A 21,853-nucleotide genomic window follows, 5' to 3' on the forward strand; every position below is an offset into this window, starting at 1 on the left:
ATCGTATGCCGTCATTTGAGGCGTTCACCTCAACTAAAGGAAGATATGAATCTGTTGTCCCTGAGTTAGATCGGCGGTAATACCTAGATTTAATTTTTAATAAAAAATTATAACGCCACACTTGACAATGCTTGTTAGTAATGCAACTATCAAAATATAGTCACTATAACGTGACCACAATAGAGCAAAGGAGCTGAAGATGACCACACATTTTAAGGATGAGGATTTTCGTACTCCTCAAAATGTCGGCATGTGTGACCCTCACGGCATGTTGGTTTGCGTCTCAGTTGCAATCGGTGACGATAGCGTTGCTGTTCGTGACACAAAAGACCCTAAAAGTGGTACGCAAGAATATAGCCATGAAGAATGGCGGCGCTTCATAGAAGCTGTGAAGCAAGGACAATTTGATGTATAAGGCATGCTCACCTTACACCAATGAGCGAAGCTGAATAAGCTTCGCTCATTTTTTATCATACTAAAAGACGCTACGAAGAATACTTCACCTATAATGTCGATTCTCGTGACGCATTCTATCACACCGCAGGTCGCTATGAGACACAAGTGCCAGAAGAGTCGCGGCGGTAGCGAGCGTTTGCATTCTTTCTGAAACTCCCTATACTACTCTGATATGTGGAAGGCACGACTCATCGCCCTCATACTCTTTATCTGCGGACTTGGCGTCGGTTTTTTTGTCTATTCATCTGAGACCTCAGTATCACGATTCCCATTCAAGCTCGGACTTGACCTTGCGGGCGGCACGCATCTTGTCTATAGCGTTGATACGACCGAGGTCGCCCCTGGAGAAGTTGCTGACTCAATGAGCGCACTTCGGGACGTGGTCGAGCGCAGAGTAAACCTCTTTGGGGTTGCAGAGCCAATCGTGCAGACTGAAAAGAGTGGTGTGTTCTCCGGAGTTGAAGAAGAGCGGCTCATTGTCGAGCTTCCCGGAGTGACGAACACCGAAGAGGCGATCGCGCTCATCGGCAAAACGCCGACACTTGAGTTCAAACTCCTCAAGACTGAACAAGGGGAGATATCCGAAGACGGCAGTTTGGATATTAATACTTCATACGAAGACCTCGGGCTGACTGGTCGTTACCTTAAACGTGCAGCGCTTGAGTTCGGGCAAGGAGGTGGCGGTCTCTCAAATGAACCGGTAGTGGTTGTTACCTTTAACGATGAGGGCAAGGATCTTTTTGCCAGCATCACTCGTGAGCATGTTGGTGAGATCGTCGGGATCTTCCTTGATGGACAATTGATGTCCTCTCCGGTTGTACGCGAGGAGATCCCCGACGGGACCGCGGTCATCTCGGGAAATTTCACGCCAGATGAGGCGCGCGAGCTGGTTAAGAATCTCAACTACGGTGCACTTCCGATGCCGATTGCACTTCAGAGTACACAGACCATCGGCGCGTCTCTTGGGAGTACTGCGCTTGAGCACGGTGTACTCGCCGGCATCCTCGGACTCCTCTTGGTCGCGGCATTTCTCATTGTGTGGTACCGGATCCCAGGTATTCTCGGGGTTATCTCACTCGGCATATATGTTGCGGTGATGCTCTCGCTCTTCAAACTCATTCCGATAACTCTGACTGCGGCAGGTGTTGCCGGATTCATTCTCTCGATTGGCATGGCGGTTGATGCTAACATCTTGATTTTTGAGCGCATGCGGGAGAGCCTCAAAGAAGGGAAAGAGTTTCATAGCGCGGTCAAAGAAGGTTTTGACCGGGCATGGCGCGCGATTCGGGACGGCAACATCTCAAGCATCATCACTGCGACCATCCTTTTCTGGTTTGGGACTTCGCTTGTACAGGGCTTCGCGCTCACTTTTGGTATCGGTGTTATGGTTTCAATGCTTACCGCAATCATGGTATCGCGTTCTTTCTTGAGTGCCCTTGGTAATTACTCGAATCGGCGGCTCACACGATTGTTCTTTGGTAGCGGCACTATGATGTAGCTTCACTTTCGATATCTAACACTCTAGAACATGCTTATTGTAAAATACAGAAAAATATTCTACGCACTCACCACGCTTTTGATTCTTGCCTCAATCGGGAGTATCGCTATCTTCGGACTCAATTTTGGTATTGATTTTACCGGCGGTACAATTGTTGAGTTCTCTTACGAGGGTGATGTGCCAACGAAGGAGCGGATTGACACACAGCTTGGAGGACTTGGTATGGGTGAGCACTCTCTCCGCGCTTCGGGAGAAAGTGGCTTTATTCTCCGCACCCCGGAACTTTCTGAAGAGGCGCGACAAGATATGATTGAAGCACTTGCGTTCGACGGGGAGTTTGAGGTGCTCCAAGAGCGAGTGAACACCATCGGGCCGGTGATTGGCAATGAGCTCAAGAACAAAGCACTTGTCGCAATTGTAATTGTTGTTTTCGCAATTATTCTGTTTGTCGCATTTGCATTCCGTAAGGTGTCCGAGCCAGTCTCGTCATGGAAGTATGGACTCATCGCGATTTTTGCCCTACTTCACGATATTCTTATTCCAGTTGGCGTGTTTGCCTTACTCGGGCACTACGTCGGCTCTGAGGTGAATGTTCTTTTTGTAACTGCGCTTCTCGCCATTCTTGGGTATTCGGTGAATGACACAATTGTGGTCTTCGATCGGGTGCGTGAGAATCTCAAGCAGAATCGCGACCTGCATCGCAAAGAAGATTTCGAGCTTACCGTGGGGAAGAGTTTGACGCAGACCTACACACGTTCAGTGAACACATCACTCACCACCGCATTCGCACTCCTCACCCTTTTCTTTATTGGCGCACCGGCCACGCAGGATTTTGCACTCGTGCTTCTTGTGGGCATCATCGCCGGTACCTACTCATCGATTGCGCTTGCGACACCACTCCTCGTTACTTGGGCAGGGAAGGAGGTAAAATAGTGTCTTCGTAACTCCGCTAAACCCGGCGGCTCGCACGCGAGCCGCCGGGTTTCTTTTGTCTTTTAGGACGCTTGACTCTCAAGGTCCCCTCCTATATACTTCTCTGGTGACTGCGCTGAGCAGTTTTTGTTTGCCCCGCACGGGTGCGGGGTTCGGCCACTGTACAAGGCGGCCGACTTTGAAAACTGAATACCGAGCGTGTCTTGGAGGCACGCTCACAATTGTGCGAACCTTTACGTGTAGTTTTTGACGACTACACGGTTCGTCTTGGACAAAGCTTCCACAGCTTTGTCCGAATAGTAAATCCAAAAAAATTAGGAAACCCCCTGCAACAAGCAGGGGACCAGAAAGAAAGAAAGTCTAGTACATTTTCTTTTGTTTCGTTCATCTTGGATCTGTCGTAAGGCAAATCATTAATTAGAGTTTGATCCTAGCTCAGGGTGAACGCTGGCGGCGTGGATAAGGCATGCAAGTCGAACGCATTTAGTTGCGTGGCAGACGAGGTAGTAACACGTAGGTACATACCCTCAAGTCGGGCATAACCCGGAGAAATCCGGAATAATTCCCGATAGTCTCTTCGGAGTAAAGTTTTTCGCTTGAGGAATGGCCTGCGGCGTATCAGCTTGTTGGTGAGGTAAAGGCTCACCAAGGCAACGACGCGTAGGGGAGGTGAGAGCCTGACCCCCACCGATGGAACTGAGACACGGTCCATACTCCTACGGGAGGCCGCAGTCGAGAATCTTCCGCAATGGGCGAAAGCCTGACGGAGCGACGCCGCGTGGTGGATGAAGCCCTTAGGGGCGTAAACACCTTTTCTGAGGGAGGAAGTTTATTGACGTTACCTCAGGAATAAGGGGCTCCTAAACTCGTGCCAGCAGGAGCGGTAATACGAGTGCCCCAAGCGTTACCCGGATTTACTGGGCGTAAAGGGTGTGTAGGTGGTTATGTTAGTCTTCTGTTAAAGCCTCGGGCTCAACCCGAGAGATGCGGAGGAAACGGCATAACTAGAGGAAGCGAGGGGTCTATGGAACTCATGGAGTAGGGGTGAAATCCGTTGATATCATGGGGAACACCGAAAGCGAAGGCAGTAGGCTGGCGCTTTCCTGACACTGAGACACGAAAGCCAGGGTAGCGAATGGGATTAGATACCCCAGTAGTCCTGGCCCTAAACGTTGTCTGTTGGTTTTTTGGAGTATCGACCCTCTGAGAGACGAAGCTAACGCGTTAAACAGACCGCCTGGGTAGTACGGCCGCAAGGCTAAAACTCAAAGGAATAGACGGGGGCTCGCACAAGCGGTGGATCATGTGGTTTAATTCGTAGCTAAGCGAAGAACCTTACCAAGACTTGAAACTGTGACGAAAGTCCTCAGAAACGAGGACCCTCTTCGGACGGCACAGCAGGTGATGCATGGCCGTCGTCAGTTCGTGATTTGAATTGTTCCCTTAAGTGGGGTAACGAACGCAACCCTCGTTGCCTGTTATATTTGTCAGGCGAGACTGCTCCCTCACGGGAGAGGAAGGTGAGGATGACGCCAGGTCAGCATGTCCCTTTGATGTCTTGGGCTACACACGTGATACAATGGGTGGTACAACAGGACGCGACGCCGAGAGGCTGAGCAAATCCTTAGAAAGCCATCCTCAGTTCGGATTGAGGTCTGCAACTCGACCTCATGAAGTTGGAATCGCTAGTAATCGCAGGTCAGCAACACTGTGGTGAATACGTTCTCGAGCCTTGTACTCACCGCCCGTCAACTCAAGGAAGCTGGGAGTACCCGACGTCCGTCTTTATGGCGGCCTAAGGTAAATTCAGTGACAGGGAGTAAGTCGTAACAAGGCACGGGTAGCGGAAGCTGTTCGTGGATCAATTCCAAATGGAACCGTCTCACTTTTTTATAAAGTGGACTTATACGGCCGATTTTCTATGCCTCGTACGAGCGTAGAAAGAGCAATAGTGGTGTACTCCGATCACCCACTCGTTTCCCAGGATGTGCGTTACCTGGAGATGAACGAAACAAAAGAGAGTGTGCTATTTGATACGAAAAACGCCCCACATACATGTGGGGCGTTTTTCTGCATGTCTTAGTGATATTGACAAATACGTATATTATGCTATTATTTCTGCAGATTTAGAGATAAGCAGAGAGAGGGTATCTCATGCAAAATACACAAAACGATCTTTTCTTCACCGAAACCAGGATGCTCCGAATTCGTTGGTGGTTGCCAGTCGCACTTGCCGCATATCTTGCGATATGCACATTTTACTCGACATTGGCTTTCTGGTCCCTCACAATGGGGGATACCAACATCGAATACTGGGCGCCACTTCATTGGCCACTCAAGCTCGTCTTTGGATGACGCAGTGAGCAACAAAAAACCGATTCCTATGGGAGTCGGTTTTCTTTTTGTAATAAAAACGCGCGGAGAATCCTCCGCGCGTTGGTGAGTCAGCTTACTTGCCGTTTTTGAGACCTGCGTCGTCGAGCATTTCGATCGGCTGTTTTCTTCGCCGCGTGCGCTGGTCGCAGCACGCGGACCGGTTTTGGGTTTGTGCCTGGAGAGCGAGAGGGTCCAGCATCCTGCCGGATACTCGCACCTTGAGGGTCTTTTTTGAAGCCGTCACACAAGATCGTTCTCCTTGAAGATAGTCTCTTTGGGGTGATTCTTCCTTTTCAAATATAACAGACCATGTGGAGCTACTCAAGCGTTGAGGTTTAGGTCATATTCTGGTAATATGGTTCGTACTTTGCGGGTGTAGCTCAGGTGGTTAGAGTGGAGAAACAATGCATAGGCACTGTTTCTCCTGATAACGACGAGGTCTGCCCAAAGATACTTTCCAGAGTGCGGGTGTAGCTCAGGTGGTTAGAGCGCATCACTGATAATGATGAGGTCCCAAGTTCGAGTCTTGGCATCCGCACTCTGGAAAGTATCTGATACAAGTTCGAGTCTTGGCATCCGCACAATGCTTGTCAATCAAATCCTTTTGTAAACGATAGAGCGGAAAAACAGTGCTCAGGCACTGTTTTTCCTGATATGCAAAGCATATAATTCCATCGCTCGGACGTCGTGAGAACCAATTCTCACACGCTCCTCGCTCGAAATTATAATGACGAGGTCGTAGGTTTTGCGCAAGAGCACTTCTTATTTACTAACTCACTAGCTCGTAAGTAAATAAAGTCGAAGACGTCAGGCCCAATCACTCACTTGGAGGTCCGACCCCCAAGCACACAATCATACGATATATCGTATGATTGTAATTTGAGAAATACATCTTTTAAAGATACATAAAAATACAAGGACTAAAAACACAAGGACCGCCCTTGTATAGACAAAACAAAGTCGAAGCCGTTTAAAACCCACTCACACCCCAAGCGACCGCGGCCTATTCTACACCCCCACAAATCAATAAATTCTTGACTTTTCTTCGTTAGAGGAGTTTACTGGGTGTAGTCAGAAACAGGAGGGACTAATGAAAGAGCAGCCGTCTGCCCTTGGCTACATCCTCGATGTCATGTTGGGTTTTTTCTTCGAGATTCCGCCGGAAATGTTGAAGCCCAAGAAGAAGTACCTTAGACGCCAGGAGGGCCTCTAAGGCACACGCCGACCGCACCAATTTGGTAGCGGTCGGCATTTTGTTTCTGTATGATGATGCTATGCCAAAACTCTATGTCGTTGGAACCCCAATCGGGAACCTGAAAGATATCTCCCAGCGAGCGCTCGAAGCACTTGGGTCTGTTGATTTGATCTTGTGCGAGGACACACGAGTGACAAAGAAGCTACTCGCGCATTACGGGATCGAGAAGCCGATGAAGCGCATGGACGCACATATCGAGGCTTCATCGGCGGGGAAGGTTACTGACCTCTTTGAATCTTACGAAAGAATTGCACTTGTATCTGACGCCGGCACCCCAACACTCTCCGACCCGGGCGATCGGCTCGTGCGCGCTGCGCGTAGTGCTGGTGTTGCTATTGAGGTAGTGCCCGGACCTGCTGCTCTCACTGCGGCACTCTCAGTGTCTGGATTACCCGCGTCCGAGTTCACTTTCCTCGGTTTTGTGCCACATAAAAAAGGAAGAGAGAAGCTTTTTGCTGAGGTGGCAGAATCCACTCGCACTATAGTGATGTACGAATCTCCACATCGAATCATGAAGACCCTCAGCTCGCTTGTGACACACCTCTCGTCGGAGCGCACAGTTGTGGTGGCGCGTGAACTCACGAAGCTGTATGAGTCAACTATCTCCGGTACGCCGCAGGAGGTCTTCGACCATTTCACTGCGTACGAAGAGGAGCAGCGCGGAGAGTTCGTGGTGATCGTCTCTGGCGTATAGACGAATATTTGATTTAGGATGCCTGCGCGCGGTATACTAGGGGTATATATGCAGAGCATGACCAAAAATTCAACCCTCATCTTCCTCGGTGTCCTTGTTGTTTTCTCTTCATTTCTTGGTATTCCCGGTTCATGGAAGATGGTAATTTTCAACTTTCTTGGTTTACTCATAATCATTACCGCGGCACTCCTCCGTCGTGATATCACCTCAGGTTCCCTTTGTGCGCATTTAACCGAAGAGAAGCATACCGATAGTTACCGTCAGACTGGGGTGTTGCGTCCGGATGACACACATGAGCATGGAGAGAGCACTACAGGAAATCAAGAATAATACTCGAGCCTACCTCTTCGGTGCTCTTTTTGTCGGGCTTCTTTCCGGAGCGTATTTCGGGGTGCCTGTGATATTGCCGGTTTCTTATTCATCACCCGAGGTGGCGGATTCGGCGGCTGTTGCCTCAGTAGAAGAGGAAAGAAAAGAAAGTATATCGCACGCCTCTCATATTCCGACACCTGAAGCAGTGAAAGCGATCTACATGTCGCAGTGCGTCGTGGGCACACCTTCTTTCCGAGACTCCCTCATCACACTTATTGAGGAGACCGAGCTCAATTCTGTGGTCATCGACATCAAGGACTACACCGGCAAGATTGCGTTTGAGACTGAACACCCACTCCTCAAGAGTTTTGTCTCTGACGAGTGTGGTGCCCGTGATATGCGTGGTTTTATAGAGACACTCCACGAGAAGGAGATTTACGTTATTGGGCGCATCACTGTTTTCCAAGATCCATTTTACGCGGAGATACACCCCGAATTGGCAGTGCAGAGCGTAAGCGGTTCCGGGACCCCGTGGGTCGACTACAAAGGGCTCTCGTTTATCGACGTGAGCTCAAAGCCATTCTGGGAATATATCGTTGCGCTCTCAAAAGAATCATACGAAATCGGTTTTGATGAGCTTAACTACGATTATATTCGCTATCCGTCTGATGGACCGATGAAGGATGCAAAATTCGTAAACGATAACAAATCAGAAGCGCTTGAGATCTTCTTTAAGTACCTCTACGAAGAGGTGCACCCGATTGGTGTGAAGATGTCTGCAGACCTCTTCGGGTATACCGCGATCTTCACCAATGACCTCGGCATTGGTCAGCAGCTTGAGCGCGCGTTGCCATATTTCGATTACATTGCACCAATGGTCTACCCATCGCACTACAACAAAGGTTTTGCCGGACTCGAAAACCCGAACACTGATCCATACAAAGTCGTATTCACCTCAATGGAAGAAGCAGTGCGACGTACTCTTGCAAAAGAGACCGTTGTAGAGACTTTGGATGGGGAAGAAGTGTTCACGAGTGAAGTAATCCCCGCGCATTATGCTGAGGACGTGGGTTTTGTCGCAACCAGTACGCGTCAGGTAGTGACCGGGTACTACACAAAACCCGTCTATGATATACAGAAGCTTCGCCCCTGGCTTCAGGACTTCGACTACGGCGGTGACTATGACATTGAGGAGGTTCGCGCGCAGATCCAGGCAACGTACGACACCAGCCTCACCAGTTGGATGTTGTGGAGTCCGAGCAACCGCTATACACGCGGAGCGCTTGAACCCGCCCAAGAATAGGAGTACGATAAAAGTGGTATGGAGGTTATCTCCATGTCTTTCTCGAAAGGAGGTGAGTCCGTTATCTCCCAGAGAGCCAGCATAGCTGGGGTTACCGCTCTCACACGTGCGGTTTCAATAGGCGAAGGAGGTTTTCATCAAAGGCGCGCCCACAGGGCGCGCCTCTTCATATCCCAAAGAGACACTCATTCTCATTGTATAAATAGGTATTTCTTTGTTTTACTCTTTCAACTTTCAACTTTTTACTTTACACTTGTTGATATATGGATGATCTCCAAAAAGTAACCTATATCGGCGCCACAGACGCGCGTGGCAAACGACAGCCTTTCGGTATCAAAGCGCTTGATCGCGCCAAGCACATGTATGTGATCGGCAAGACCGGTATGGGCAAGTCGACCTTGCTTGAGAATATGGCGATCCAGGACATCCAACATGGGAATGGCTTGGGCTTCATTGACCCACACGGCTCGACCGCTGAGAAACTCCTTGACTACGTGCCCGAGAATCGCATCAAGGACGTGATCTACTTCGCGCCGTTTGATATGGATTACCCGATCGCCTTTAACGTCATGGAGGATGTTGGCTACGACAAGCGACACCTCGTTGTCTCGGGACTCATGTCGACCTTTAAGAAGATCTGGGTTGATGCGTGGTCGGCGCGTATGGAATACATTCTTACCAACGTGCTCCTTGCGCTCCTTGAGTATCCTGATTCGACACTCCTTGATGTGAATAAGATGCTCACCAACAAAGCCTTCCGCAAGAAAGTGGTTGAGAATATAACCGACCCCATCGTAAAGGATTTCTGGACGGTTGAGTTCGCAGGCTATACCGACCGGTACACCCAAGAGGCAACCCCGGCAATTCAGAATAAGATCGGGCAATTTACCAGCAATCCGCTCATCCGCAACATCGTTGGGCAGCCAAAGTCGAGTTTTGATATGCGTGAAATCTTGGACTCCAAGAAGATATTCATTGCAAACCTCTCCAAAGGGCGCATGGGGGAGACTAACGCCGCACTTCTTGGAAGTATGCTTACCACCAAGATCTATCTCTCAGCCATGAGCCGCGCCGACGAGCCAGCTTCAGTTCAAGCGAAGCTCCCGCCTTTTTATTTCTATGTGGATGAGTTCCAATCAATCGCGAACGAGTCGTTCGCCGACATTCTCTCTGAGGCCAGGAAGTACAAGCTCGCGCTCACAATCGCACACCAGTACGTCGAGCAGATGGAGGAGAATGTGCGCAACGCCGTCTTTGGCAACGTGGGTAGCACGATCGCGTTTCGTGTCGGGCCGTTTGATGCTGAAGTGCTTGAAACCATCTTCCAACCCAAGTTCATGGCGGAAGACCTGGTCGGGCTCGGCTTTGCACAGATCTATCTCACACTTATGATCGATGGGGTTGGGTCAGCCCCTTTTTCCGCAACCACCCTGCCGCCAATTGAAGAGCCGGAGATTACCTTTAAGGATGAGGCTATCAAAACATCGCGCAGTGCATATGGTCGGTCGCGCGCCGAGGTTGAGCAAGTTATCTCTGACCGCAACAAGGAGGAGCTACCTGAGCCGCCGATGGGTGGCATGAAGAAGAAAGGAGGACAAGGAACTCCACAGAAAAACAGTACTCAACCAAAAGGGCCGATAGTCCACAGCACAAGCGGAGCACGGAAGGAGAAGACAACTATCCCACTTGCTGCGCTTAAAATGCATCAAAAACCGAATGACAAAGGTCCGAGTCCCGAACAACGATCAGCACTCAAGGAGGCCCTAATGTCGGCTCAAAAAAAGGGAATCACGGGTGCACCCTCTGCTCCAAAGGAGCCTAAGTCACAAGAGAATCATTCACAACCGCAGCGAAGAGGCGCTCCTGAGGGGGCAGTTTTACACACTATGGAACGCGATTCACAACAGCCGGAACCAGCTTCAGAAAAAAAGGAACAAAGACCTACTCCACCTGAAATAAAGAGAGGACAATCTTCAGCACCCCAGAAGGAAGAGCAAAAGGCGGTTCAACATAAAGAAACCGCCGCACAGAAACCGCCGCAAGGACCTCCCCAAAAAGAGACACCAGAAGAGGTCTCGACACAAACTCTTTCTCCCGAGCAGAAGATTCAAGCAGAAGGCTCGCCCGGAGAGGTGCCACTTGATGTGCTCGAAGATATATTAAAGGACGACAAATAAATGTGACACAGCGATACGTCAGAGGAATACTCCTAATATTGTTTTTTTGGAGTCTTCCTGTGGGTACGCATGCATCGGTGGTGTTCTCTGAGGTCATGTATGATCTTGAAGGGTCCGATGAAAAGAGAGAATGGGTTGAGATATTTAATACTGGAGTTGTAGCAGTTGATCTAGCCGAGTGGCGTTTTTTTGACGGGTCAAACCATATCTTAAACGAGCCACCCAAGAACGGCAGCTCCGGGTCGCTGATACTTGCTCCTGGCGAATACATGATACTCGCAAGTGACGCGGGCACTTTTTTGTCGGAGTATCAGGTGTCTGTGTCGGTGATTGATACGGTCATGAGTCTTGGTCAGAAGAATGATCGAGAGTATACAATTCAACTAATTGATGGCGACGGGGTGGTTGTTGATAGCATGACGTATACGACCGACCAAGGAAGTGAGGGGAACTCGCTCTCTTATGAAGGTTCTTCTTGGAAGGCGGGTTTTCCAAACCCCGGAGAGGGGGACCTTGCAGCAGATGACGCTTCTTCTGCTGAAGACAATCAGGAGACCACTTCAGGGTCGGAGAACCTCAGGGACTTCCCAACAGAACCGCAGATAACTGCCTTCGCGGGCGATAATCGAGTGGTAACCGTTGGTGCTGATGCTGAGTTTAAAGGAACAGCGGCCGGTCTTCTGGGTGAGCCACTTGCGGGTGCACGCTATTTGTGGAACCTGGGCGACGGGAGCACAAGAGAAGGAGAGTCGGTTCTCTATCATTACCAGTACCCCGGAGAATACATTGTCGTGCTCAACGTCTCCTCAGGGGAGTTCAGCGCGACAGATCACATTGTTGTCTCAGCGCTTCCTGCGCTCGTCTATATCACTGAGGCGACACCTGCGTATGTTGCGCTTACCAATAAGAGTGACCGCACGCTTGATCTCTCATGGTGGATCCTTAAATCAGGAAGTGACACATTTATGCTTCCCGAATACACGAGCATACTGCCTGGGCACACATTGAGGTTTGCCGCGTCAGTCACTGGATTGCGTCCACAGGGCGCCTCGGATACTGAGCTACAGTACCCAAACGGGCGCGCGGTAACCTTAGATGAATCAGTCGTCTCAGAGAACACCCAGGCATATGGTCGGGTGGGTGCACTGGAGGCAGAGACTGTGCGCTCGGGCCGCTCGATTGTCGGCATGACCGTCTCACCGGGAGCTGAACCGGCAGTGAGGGAGACGGTCGAGGTTGTCCAAAGTGACGCCAGAGAACCAAAGACACAAGAGCGTGAGGTGCTCACCGCTTCTGTGAGGAGCACTTCTGGGAAAACTAGTTCGTTTTGGTATATTCTCGCCTTGCTTGGCGTTATCGCGTTCGGTATTTTAAGCACACTCTTTGTCAGGAGGGCATCACAAGACGAAATTACCATACTAGAGTAGGCACCCTTTCTATTGTATAGTTGAGATATTATGGCTACCGTACGGAAGATAAAGACAGGCACAACCACACCAAAACGAGACAAGACAACGGCTTCGCGCCCCAAGAAGCGCGCGCTCATATTCTCCATGACCTACCAACCGTTTGTTGGTGGAGCCGAGGTTGCGGTACGTGAGATCACCGACCGGGTCTCGAAAGACGAGATCGAATTTCATATGATAACGCTCAGGTTCGACAGTGCACTCCCAGAGGTTGAGCAAATTGGGAATGTGCTCGTGCATCGTATTGGGTTTGCTCGTCCACACCCCTCTCCTGAGGGTCTCAAGCAATTTCCACTTCACCTCAACAAGCTCTACTACCAGGTAGCTGCGGCGCTTCGTGCAAGCCTGCTTCACCGGAAATATCACTATGATGCGACCTGGGCGATCATGGCGCATAGTGCAGGGGTCCCCGCAGCACTCTTTAAGATGAGCCACCCGCAGGTCCCGTATCTCCTCACACTCCAAGAAGGTGATCCGGTTGAGCACATTAAACGGGTGATGCTCCCGCTCTACCCGCTCTTTGTTCGTGCATTTAAGCGCGCCGATCAACTCCAGGCAATCTCGACCCACCTCGCTTCGTGGGGGACAGCGATGGGTTTCCATGGGAAGCCGGTGGTTATCCCAAACGGCGTTGATATCAATCGCTTCAGCAAGGAGTATCCGCGGCGCGAGCTTGAAGAGCTAAAACAGAAGCTCGACAAGAAGGTGAACTCAATCTTTTTAGTGACCACCTCACGGCTCGTTGAGAAGAACGGAATTGATACCGTGATACACGCACTTGTGAAGCTGCCGCCACAGGTATCATTCCTGGTACTCGGCGAGGGGCCCGAAGAAGAGAGGCTCAAAGCGCTCGCGCGCAATCTCGGGGTCATGAGTCGAGTGCGCTTTCTTGGGCACGTCCCACAAAAGGAGATCCCCAAGTATCTCAAGGTGTCAGAGATATTCATCAGACCTTCGCGTTCAGAGGGTATGGGCAACTCGTTCATCGAAGCAATGGCGTCAGGGACACCGGTTATTGCGACACAGGTTGGAGGCATAACCGATTTTATTTTTGACCCTGACCGGAACCCCGACGTAAAGCCGACCGGACTTGCAGTCGACGTTGACGACTCGGCGGCAGTAGCCGAGCAGGTGCTTCGCTACAGCTCCGATGTGCTTTTGCGGCGGGAGATCACAGACAACGCCCACGCACTCGTAGAAGCGCGGTATGATTGGAAGCTCATTGTGCGCGCAATGCACGAGAAGGTGTTTACACCGCTTTTCTCGAAAACAACAGCGAGAAAATAATATGAATACCCAACGTACAATAAACCTCCTCATCGCTACCGGGGCATACCCGCCGGATATTGGTGGCCCGGCGACCTATGTGAAAATTCTCGAAGAAGAGCTTCCTCAAGAGGGGTTTGTGGTTTCTGCTCTGCCATTCGGGCGTGTACGCCGACTCCCGCGCTTCATTCGTCACGTTGCGTATGGATTCCTACTCTTTAGAGAAGGTCGCCACGCTGACATAATCTACGCGCTTGACCCGGTGAGTGTTGGGCTTCCCGCGGTGCTCATAGCACGCGCGCTGAGGAAGCGATTTATTGTACGCATCGCAGGTGATTATGCATGGGAGCAGGGGGTGCAGCGCTTTAAGGTGAAAGATCATCTCGACGTGTTCTCAAAGAAGAATGATGAGTATCTACTTCCGATACTTATACTCAAGTGGATACAGAAGTGGGTCGCGGAGAGTGCTGAGCGCGTCATTGTGCCGAGCGCGTACTTCAAAGGAGTCGTGAGTAATTGGGGGGTTGATGAGGATCATATTGTTGTCATCTACACAGTTGTTGATGACATTGCGTCTCAAGGGAGGCGTGACTGGCTCCGCGAGATGGTGAAGTTCGACGGGAAGATGCTCGTGAGCGCAGGGCGTCTCGTTCCATGGAAAGGGTTTGAGGCACTAATCGAGCTTGTACCCAAACTCGTCTCTCGCTACCCAGATTTTAAACTTCTTATCGCTGGCGATGGCCCCGATTTTCACAAGCTCGATACAATGGTGTCACGGAAGAAACTCGACGAGTATGTAGCGCTCACTGGTTCACTCGAGAAAGCCGTGCTCTTTAAGTACATTCGCATGGCGGATGTCTTTGTACTAAATACCAATTACGAAGGTCTCTCGCATCAGCTTCTTGAGACCATGGCGATCGGCACACCTGTTGTCACCACGCGTGTCGGTGGCAACCCGGAGCTTATCAAGCATGAGAAGAACGGCCTTTTAGTTAAGTATAATAATAAGAATCAGCTGTTTGAGGCTATTGTACGTTTGCTCGACAATGAAGGGGAGTCACAGCGCTTTGTGCGCAATGCACGCGAGACACTCAAGAAGTTCTCAGTTGAGCAGATGATCCCGAAGCTAGTAACTATTTTACGAGAAGACCATGGAAAGCAAACCTAAGGTACTCATGATAACCGCCGACGGGAATCTTGGCGTTCCCGGCACCGAGGCGAATCAACGACTTCTGCTCCAAGAGAAGTATGCCGACATCACGCCGGTGTTTTGGGGACGTGGTGCACTCATACTTCCGTTTAGGGTCGGCGGCGCATTCGACGTGGTCTCGGTCCAGGATCCGTTCTGGCGCGGATTGGTTGGACTTCTTTTGGCGCGGCGGAAGCAGGCACGACTCAACGTGCAGGTACACACCGATCTTGAGGCGCAAGGTCCTCTGCGCCACTCGCTCGCGCGTTTTGTGCTCCGCCACGCTGATTCAGTGCGTGTCGTCTCAGAGAAGTTGCGCGAGCAAGCTGAAGAGATGGGAGTTACCGCACCTATTTCGGTGCTCCCTATCTATATTGACATTGAGCGTTTCTGCTCAATTGAACGCGCGCCAAGAGGAGGAGAACACAAAACAATACTTTGGGTTGGACGCTTTGAAGAAGAGAAAGACCCGCTGCGCGCGATTGACGTTCTTAACGAAGTTCGTGAAGGAGGGGTTGATGCAAAGCTTGTGATGCTCGGCACAGGGAGTCTCGAGAACGAACTCAAAAAGCGCGCAGAGGAACTCCCGGTCACATTCGCGGGTTGGCAAGACCCAGCACCGTTTTACGCTTCCGCAGACGTACTCCTCAACACCTCGCGCTACGAGGGGTATGGCGTCGCAATGGTCGAGGCGCTTGCCGCAGGGGTGCCGGTTATCGCACCCGACGTTGGTATTGCGCGAGAGGCCGGCGCCATAGTCGTGGATCGCGACAAGCTCGCAGAAGCGATCACCAACACGCTCCGCTCAGGCACACGTGGCGAACTTCAGTTGCCGCTTCTCTCACAAGAGGAGTGGGGCAGGCAGTGGTCAAAGACTCTATAATGAAACTCTTAATTTGTACTCAGAAGATTGATAGGAACGACCCCATACTTGGGTTCTTTCATCGTTGGGTCAAAGAGTTTGCAAAGCATTCTGGGCAAGTGACGGTCATCTGTCTTGAGAAAGGCGAGTACGATCTTCCACAAAACGTTCGCGTGCTCTCTCTTGGCAAAGAAGAGGGAAAGGGGCGCCTCACATACCTCTCGCGCTTCTACCGCTACATCTGGCACGAGCGCACAAACTACGACGCGATCTTCGTGCATATGAATCAGGAATACGTTTTGCTCGGCTGGTTACCGTGGAGGCTTTTGGGTAAAAGGATATTTATGTGGAGAAACCACGCCAAGGGGAGTTGGCTTACTCGGCTTGCTGTTCTCTTATCCGACAAAGTATTTTGTACCTCACCACAGTCATTCACAGCGAATTTTAAAAAGACAGAGCTCATGTCTGTGGGTGTCGACACAGATTTCTTCAAACCCGACTCATCAGTTCACAAAAGACCGCACTCAATCCTTTTCTTGGGGCGTATAGCACCGGTTAAACGCGTCGACATGTTCATTGAAGCCCTACGAATACTTAAAGATAAAGGGATTGATTTTACAGCGACCATAGCAGGAAATTCATTACCACGGGACGCAGAATACGAAACAATGATTCGCAATAAAGTTCTTACGCACGGTCTCTCGTCCCAAGTAGTGTTCACGGGTTCTGCGTCGCGCACTCAAGCTCGAGATCTCTATCGAGAGCACGAGCTGTATGTGAACCTTACTCCGTCGGGTAGCTTGGACAAGACCATTTTTGAAGCTCTTGCCTCTGGCCTCAAGGTGGTCATCTCAAACAATTTTTTTGAAGGAAAATTGCCGAAAAGATGGGTTATCACCGATGATTCCGACGCCCATGTTATAGCAGCCACCCTTGAAGATGTTCTTAGTGAGGGTTCAGAGATAGTAAATGATATTGCATCATTCACTAAGAAACACAGTCTCAAGAGTCTAATGGATGTATTGGTGACAGCCATGAATGCATCAAGCGCGAAATAAGTAATATGAAATTGATCTACGTTACCTCTAAGAAATTTCCTTCTGGGAAAGTCGATCCTTTTTACGTACGGTCGATGGCAGAGGCATTCACCGCGCTCCTCGGTCGGGACTTCTTGTTTCTTGTGAGAGGAAGCGTGCCCGACCAACTGAAACACACGAATGCCACAGCAGTGAGAATACCAAACCGTCTGAGGGTGGTCTACTACTTCTTTTTGATGCCGGTTCTTACAATGTTGCGCAAATGGAATGATTCAGAAACAATATTTATTTCTTATGACCCATACCTTCTCTCGATACTTATATTCTGGCGAAAGGTATTCGGATCTAGATACTTCATCTGCTCTGATTGGCATCAGCTCTTTGATGATTGGAAAGATAAATATGTGTCAACAAATAGTGATTACCTGACATGCACATCGAAAAGGTTAAAGAGACTTTTGTCATCTGCCTGCGACATTGACCCAAGTAAGATATTGGTTGCGTACGGTGGCGTAGACCCGGATATCTTTATCAAGAAATCGGAGATAGGTAAGATGGAATACCGAAAGAGGCTAGGGCTGCCAAGAGGCTCGTTTCTAGTGGGTTATGTGGGCGGCTTTAGGAGTGTCGGTATGGAAAAAGGTCTTGATACCATGATCAAGGCTCTCCCGTATCTGGATGAAAAGATACTCATGGTGTTTGTTGGCGGGTCTGTGGAACACATCAATGAATACAAGGCGCTCGCGGAGGAGATTGGCGTTGAAGAGAAATGCATATTCGTAGAGAAACAACCGTTTGAGAAAGTTGTCGAGTACGAATTGGCACTAGATATTCTTACCATACCGTATCCGGACAAACATCACTTCAGAGACTACGGCTTTCCGATGAAAGTGTGGGAGTGCATGGCCGCCGGTCGCCCGATAGTATACTCGGATCTCGATATCATAGGAGAGGTACTTGAGGGTAGGGCGACCTCTTTTCAACCGGACGATGCGCGAAGTCTCGCAGATACCGTGTTGTCTATCTATCAAGATACGGAATCTGCAGAGAAGATTGCAAAACAAAACCCCGTGGATATACAAGCGTATACTTGGAAGGCTCGAGCAAAGAATATTTTAGATTTTATACAAATATAGCGTATGTGCGGAATTTCAGGATTTAATTGGAAAGATGAACAGAGAGTAGCTTCAATGGTGACGACGCTTACTCATCGTGGCCCGGACGCACAGGGCGTTTTTGTTGATGCGGGTATATCACTCGGACACAATCGACTGAGTGTCATTGACTTGTCCTCGGACGCAAATCAACCGATGCACAATAATGATAAGACACTAACCATCGTTTTTAATGGAGAGATCTACAATTTTCGAGAATTACGAAAGGAGCTTGAAGGGATGTATGCGTTTCGGACAAAGAGTGACACCGAGGTGATCCTTGCTGGCTATAAGATGTGGGGGGAGGGTGTGGTCGACAGACTCAATGGTATGTTTGCTTTTGCCATTTGGGATAGACAAAAACAGAAACTCTTTTGTGCACGAGATCGTGCGGGCATTAAACCATTCTATTACTTTTGGGATGGGAAACGTTTTATATTTGCTTCAGAGATAAAAGGTATTTTGAAACACGATGTACCACGAACGCTCAACATAGAAGCATTCAATCACTATATGAGAGTCTTGTATGTACCAGAGCCAATGACCATGATGCGAGACATATACAAGTTACCGCCTAAACACACACTGACTCTTAAAGATGGAGACCTCTCTGTTGCGGAGTATTGCGACGAACCAAGTGAAGTACAGCCGCGTTCGTATAAAGAGGCGGTGAGTATGTTGCGTGAGAAGGTTATCAGTGCCGTAGGCAGACAGCTTGTATCTGATGTACCTGTCGGGGTATACCTCTCTGGAGGTATAGACTCGAGTGCGGTGTTGTTCTCTATGACCCAATTTAATAAGAACGCGGAGACATTTTCTGTAGGTTTTGATCTTGGGACAGGAGAAGAAAGCGAAAAATTCAACAGCGACCTTCGGCTTGCAAAACAAACCGCAGAGTTCTTTGGGGTAAAACACAACCAGATACTCATTTCTGCAAAAGATGCGCGTAACCATCTGGAGGAAGTAATTGGAGCATGTGACGATCCAATATCGAATCCGACATCTGTTGCGATGATGCTTTTGGCACGGTTTGCAAAAGATAAGGTGAGCGTGGTCCTGACCGGAAGTGGAGGGGACGAGCTTTTTGGCGGTTATGACCGATATCGCGCAGCACTTGCTGCATATTATTACAAAAAATTGCCCGGAGCTCTGCGTTCTCTCGGGGATATCCATCCAAAGGTAGCTAAGCTAGACTACCAAAGTGGCAGCGACTTCCTTGCGCGGGTCATGTTCGAGAAGGACCCGAGACTCTCCAAAGTATTGTCACCGTCTGTGTTTAAAGATGACTCATTCAGCAAGCAATATTTTGAGGAGCGGTATATCTCACAATGTTCTGGAGACTTAGCGGATTGCCTCATGGAGACCGATCAGAAGAGTTGGCTACCGGACCATTTCTTCATGCTTTCTGATAAGATGTCTATGTCGAGTGCTCTCGAAGAACGAGTGCCGTTGACAGACAACGAGCTCATCGCTTTCTCACAGTCACTGCCACGATCATATAAGCTAGATCTATTTAGGACGAAGAAGATACTCAAAGATGCCTTCCGAGATGACCTGCCAGGATTCCTCTTTGATCAACCGAAGCGAGGTTGGTTTTCACCGGGAGCAAAATGGCTACGAAACAAGGAGTTTGCAGGTTTTGCGAAAGAAGTATTGTCAAAGGATTACTATAAGGGCACCAAAGATCTTTTTAATTGGATGGAAGTAGAAGATATGCTTGAAAAACATGTCAGCAAAGATGCCTACAACCTGACTATTCTTTGGGCGATACTTACTTTCCAGGTATGGGCACGTACGTATGAGATAGAAATATGAGCACAAATAATACACAACACGATTTGATCGAACGGTTTGCAACCTATGTTTCAGCATACAAACATTCAATGCAGTACGCGAGAGAAGAAAGAAGTGCAATTAAAAGAGTCCTCTACGGATTGCAGACATTTGGTTGTTCGTACATTTTTTACAATCTTGCGCGGTTCAAGATACTGCCTCCTTGGGGTAGTGTGCGCAACAGATTCTTTTTTGGTAAGAATATGGTCTTACCGATGAGGGACCTCGGCACACATGTATTCTCCATGTACCAAATCGCACAAGACAAGAGCGAGATACGGTTAACATTGTGGATGCTCAAAAACCTTAGGGACACAGATATCGTATACGATGTTGGTGTTCATTTGGGGTACTATACGGCACTTGCAGAGAAGGTTGCCACCGGTGGGGAGGTGCATGCGTTTGAAGCAAATAAGCGACTCTGTCATTATTTACATAAGAATTTCTCTAATTCAGGGAGGGTCTTTATCACATGCAAAGCTGTCGCGGGATCTTCAGGAAAGGTCGAGTTTTATGATGCAACTGATGCCGAAGACAGTTCTACGAGCTCACGTTTTAATCTGTCAAAATCAGACACAAAGCCGTCGAGTATTCCTAGTGTTAGTCTTGATGCATACACACGAGCAGGGCATAAGATCCCAACAGTGATAAAATTAGACATAGAAGGCGGAGAGTACGATGCAATTGTAGGCGCGTCGAAATTGCTAGAGGATCATCGTCCGCGCGTTGTTATGGAAGTGTGGGGTGGAGAAATGGGAAAGCAGTACTCTCAAAAGGCAGTCGAGAAACTTCAGAGTCTTGGATATCGCGCTTTCGCCATAGAAAGCGACGGGTCTATTTCTCAAGATCATATAGTTGACCCGGTTGCACATATCTCAGGACATTCTCAAAATAATCCCCGAGATAATTTTTTGTTTATAAAAGGTTCATAAAAGGATGAAGAAAATTACCTATATAGCAAATATCCGCATTCCAACTGAGAAAGCTCACGGTGTGCAGATCATGAAGATGTGCGAGGCATTTGGAAAGGAAGGGCACAATGTAACACTTGTCGCACCATGGCGATTTAATCCAGTGAAGGCGGATCCATTTGAATACTACGGAGTTGAGCGCAATTTCTCGATTACCAAACTCCCGTCGCTTGATCTGGTGCGATTTGGCCGGATTGGGTTTTTGATACAGCTCGCAACATTTAGCTTCTCGGCCTTCATCTACACCCTTATCAAAGATGTGGGAGTTATATACTCACGAGACGACCTTGTATTGTGGCCAATAAGTTTTTTTAAGAAAAATGTCGTGTGGGAGGCGCATATGCCGCGCGATAATTACATCGCAAAGTCGCTTACAAAAAAGTTAAAGAAACTGATTGTCATATCACAGGGTCTGAAGGACTTCTTTGTGAATACTGGGATCTCTCCAGAAAATATTCTCGTTGCGCATGATGCTGTTGACCTCGAAGACTTCTCTGTACAGGCTGACAAGAAGGAGACGCGAGAAAGGCTGGGTTTGCCACAAGACAAATCAATCGTGATGTATCTCGGGCGGCTTGACCCGTGGAAGGGGGTTGAGACTCTTCTTGAGACTTCACATATGCTTCCCGAAGACGCTCAGGTTGTTATAGTAGGAGAGGGAAGCGAGCTTGAGCGATATAAGCAAGAATATCCAAGCGTCATTTTCACAGGCCCGCTTCCGTATCGCGATCTGCCACAAAATCAGCAGGCGGCGGACGTTCTCGTGATTCCAAACTCAGGAAAGAGCGATGTCTCGCGTCTCTATACATCACCACTTAAGGTGTTTGCACATATGGCATCCGGTGTTCCTATTGTTGCGTCAGACCTGCCGAGTATGCGCGAAGTGCTCTCAGAGGAGACCGCGACGTTTGCTACCCCGGACGACTCTGACTCGTTTGCAGATGTGATCACTGGGGTGCTCGAGCAGCACGACGAATCTGTAAGCAAGGCGCGTCGAGCAGTTGGGGTAGTGCGGTCGCATACATGGCACAATAGAGCAAAAGATATTGTTGAATTTATAAAAACATAATA

General features: G+C 49.2%; 17 protein-coding genes, 1 tRNA gene and 1 rRNA gene. All 19 read left to right on the top strand.

The features are described from left to right. The first annotated feature begins 199 nt into the window (after positions 1-199). The 19 genes from OQJ98_00930 to OQJ98_01020 all read left to right on the top strand — a co-directional run bounded on the left by OQJ98_00930 (position 200) and on the right by OQJ98_01020 (position 21,851). Positions 200-415 carry a DUF397 domain-containing protein gene (locus OQJ98_00930; protein ID MCW9054530.1) on the top strand — a complete coding sequence of 72 codons (216 nt, stop codon included), beginning with the start codon at positions 200-202 and terminating at the stop codon, positions 413-415. Between the two features lie 213 nt (positions 416-628). Beyond that, positions 629-1,954: a protein translocase subunit SecD gene (gene secD, locus OQJ98_00935; GenBank protein MCW9054531.1), complete on the top strand. Its 1,326-nt coding sequence runs from the start codon at positions 629-631 to the stop codon at positions 1,952-1,954. 30 nt (positions 1,955-1,984) lie between these two features. After that, the gene (secF, locus tag OQJ98_00940; GenBank protein MCW9054532.1) at positions 1,985-2,887 is read left to right on the top strand and encodes a protein translocase subunit SecF; all 903 of its coding nucleotides are present in this window, start codon (positions 1,985-1,987) and stop codon (positions 2,885-2,887) included. Between the two features lie 412 nt (positions 2,888-3,299). Then, positions 3,300-4,759, top strand: a 16S ribosomal RNA gene (locus OQJ98_00945). Positions 4,760-5,041: 282 nt separating this feature from the next. Beyond that, the gene (locus OQJ98_00950; GenBank protein ID MCW9054533.1) at positions 5,042-5,242 is read left to right on the top strand and encodes a hypothetical protein; all 201 of its coding nucleotides are present in this window, start codon (positions 5,042-5,044) and stop codon (positions 5,240-5,242) included. 485 nt (positions 5,243-5,727) lie between these two features. Further along, a tRNA-Ile gene (locus OQJ98_00955) sits at positions 5,728-5,801 on the top strand. Between the two features lie 736 nt (positions 5,802-6,537). Next, positions 6,538-7,212, top strand: a complete 675-nt coding sequence (gene rsmI, locus OQJ98_00960; GenBank protein ID MCW9054534.1) for a 16S rRNA (cytidine(1402)-2'-O)-methyltransferase — start codon at positions 6,538-6,540, stop codon at positions 7,210-7,212. 48 nt (positions 7,213-7,260) lie between these two features. Next, on the top strand, positions 7,261-7,542 hold the full coding sequence (locus tag OQJ98_00965) for a tetraspanin family protein (protein ID MCW9054535.1): 282 nt from the start codon (positions 7,261-7,263) through the stop codon (positions 7,540-7,542). Next, positions 7,511-8,827 (top strand): putative glycoside hydrolase, encoded by a 1,317-nt coding sequence (locus OQJ98_00970; protein MCW9054536.1) that lies wholly within the window; start codon positions 7,511-7,513, stop codon positions 8,825-8,827. Before OQJ98_00965 ends, OQJ98_00970 begins: the two co-directional genes overlap by 32 nt. Before the next feature lie 263 nt (positions 8,828-9,090). After that, complete coding sequence (locus tag OQJ98_00975) at positions 9,091-11,004, top strand: type IV secretion system DNA-binding domain-containing protein (GenBank protein MCW9054537.1); 1,914 nt, start codon at positions 9,091-9,093, stop codon at positions 11,002-11,004. 38 nt (positions 11,005-11,042) lie between these two features. Beyond that, positions 11,043-12,431, top strand: a complete 1,389-nt coding sequence (locus tag OQJ98_00980) for a lamin tail domain-containing protein (GenBank protein MCW9054538.1) — start codon at positions 11,043-11,045, stop codon at positions 12,429-12,431. 30 nt (positions 12,432-12,461) lie between these two features. Beyond that, complete coding sequence (locus OQJ98_00985) at positions 12,462-13,757, top strand: glycosyltransferase (GenBank protein ID MCW9054539.1); 1,296 nt, start codon at positions 12,462-12,464, stop codon at positions 13,755-13,757. A 1-nt stretch (position 13,758) separates the two neighbouring features. Further along, positions 13,759-14,904: a glycosyltransferase family 4 protein gene (locus OQJ98_00990; GenBank protein MCW9054540.1), complete on the top strand. Its 1,146-nt coding sequence runs from the start codon at positions 13,759-13,761 to the stop codon at positions 14,902-14,904. Further along, a complete protein-coding gene (locus OQJ98_00995) occupies positions 14,888-15,808 on the top strand; it encodes a glycosyltransferase (protein ID MCW9054541.1) in 921 nt (306 codons plus the stop codon). The genes OQJ98_00990 and OQJ98_00995 overlap by 17 nt, the downstream gene beginning before the upstream one ends. Further along, a complete protein-coding gene (locus tag OQJ98_01000; GenBank protein ID MCW9054542.1) occupies positions 15,808-16,845 on the top strand; it encodes a glycosyltransferase family 4 protein in 1,038 nt (345 codons plus the stop codon). The genes OQJ98_00995 and OQJ98_01000 overlap by 1 nt, the downstream gene beginning before the upstream one ends. A gap of 74 nt (positions 16,846-16,919) precedes the next feature. Further along, positions 16,920-17,960 carry a glycosyltransferase family 4 protein gene (locus OQJ98_01005; GenBank protein ID MCW9054543.1) on the top strand — a complete coding sequence of 347 codons (1,041 nt, stop codon included), beginning with the start codon at positions 16,920-16,922 and terminating at the stop codon, positions 17,958-17,960. 3 nt (positions 17,961-17,963) lie between these two features. After that, a complete protein-coding gene (gene asnB / locus OQJ98_01010; GenBank protein MCW9054544.1) occupies positions 17,964-19,793 on the top strand; it encodes an asparagine synthase (glutamine-hydrolyzing) in 1,830 nt (609 codons plus the stop codon). Beyond that, positions 19,790-20,743, top strand: a complete 954-nt coding sequence (locus tag OQJ98_01015; GenBank protein ID MCW9054545.1) for an FkbM family methyltransferase — start codon at positions 19,790-19,792, stop codon at positions 20,741-20,743. The genes asnB and OQJ98_01015 overlap by 4 nt, the downstream gene beginning before the upstream one ends. Positions 20,744-20,747: 4 nt before the next feature. Further along, on the top strand, positions 20,748-21,851 hold the full coding sequence (locus OQJ98_01020; GenBank protein MCW9054546.1) for a glycosyltransferase: 1,104 nt from the start codon (positions 20,748-20,750) through the stop codon (positions 21,849-21,851). Positions 21,852-21,853 lie beyond the last annotated feature (2 nt).

The sequence above is a fragment of the Candidatus Paceibacterota bacterium genome (genome assembly GCA_026195275.1).
In the GTDB taxonomy this organism is placed as follows: Bacteria; Patescibacteriota; Minisyncoccia; order Phycocordibacterales; family JABMNX01; genus JABMNX01.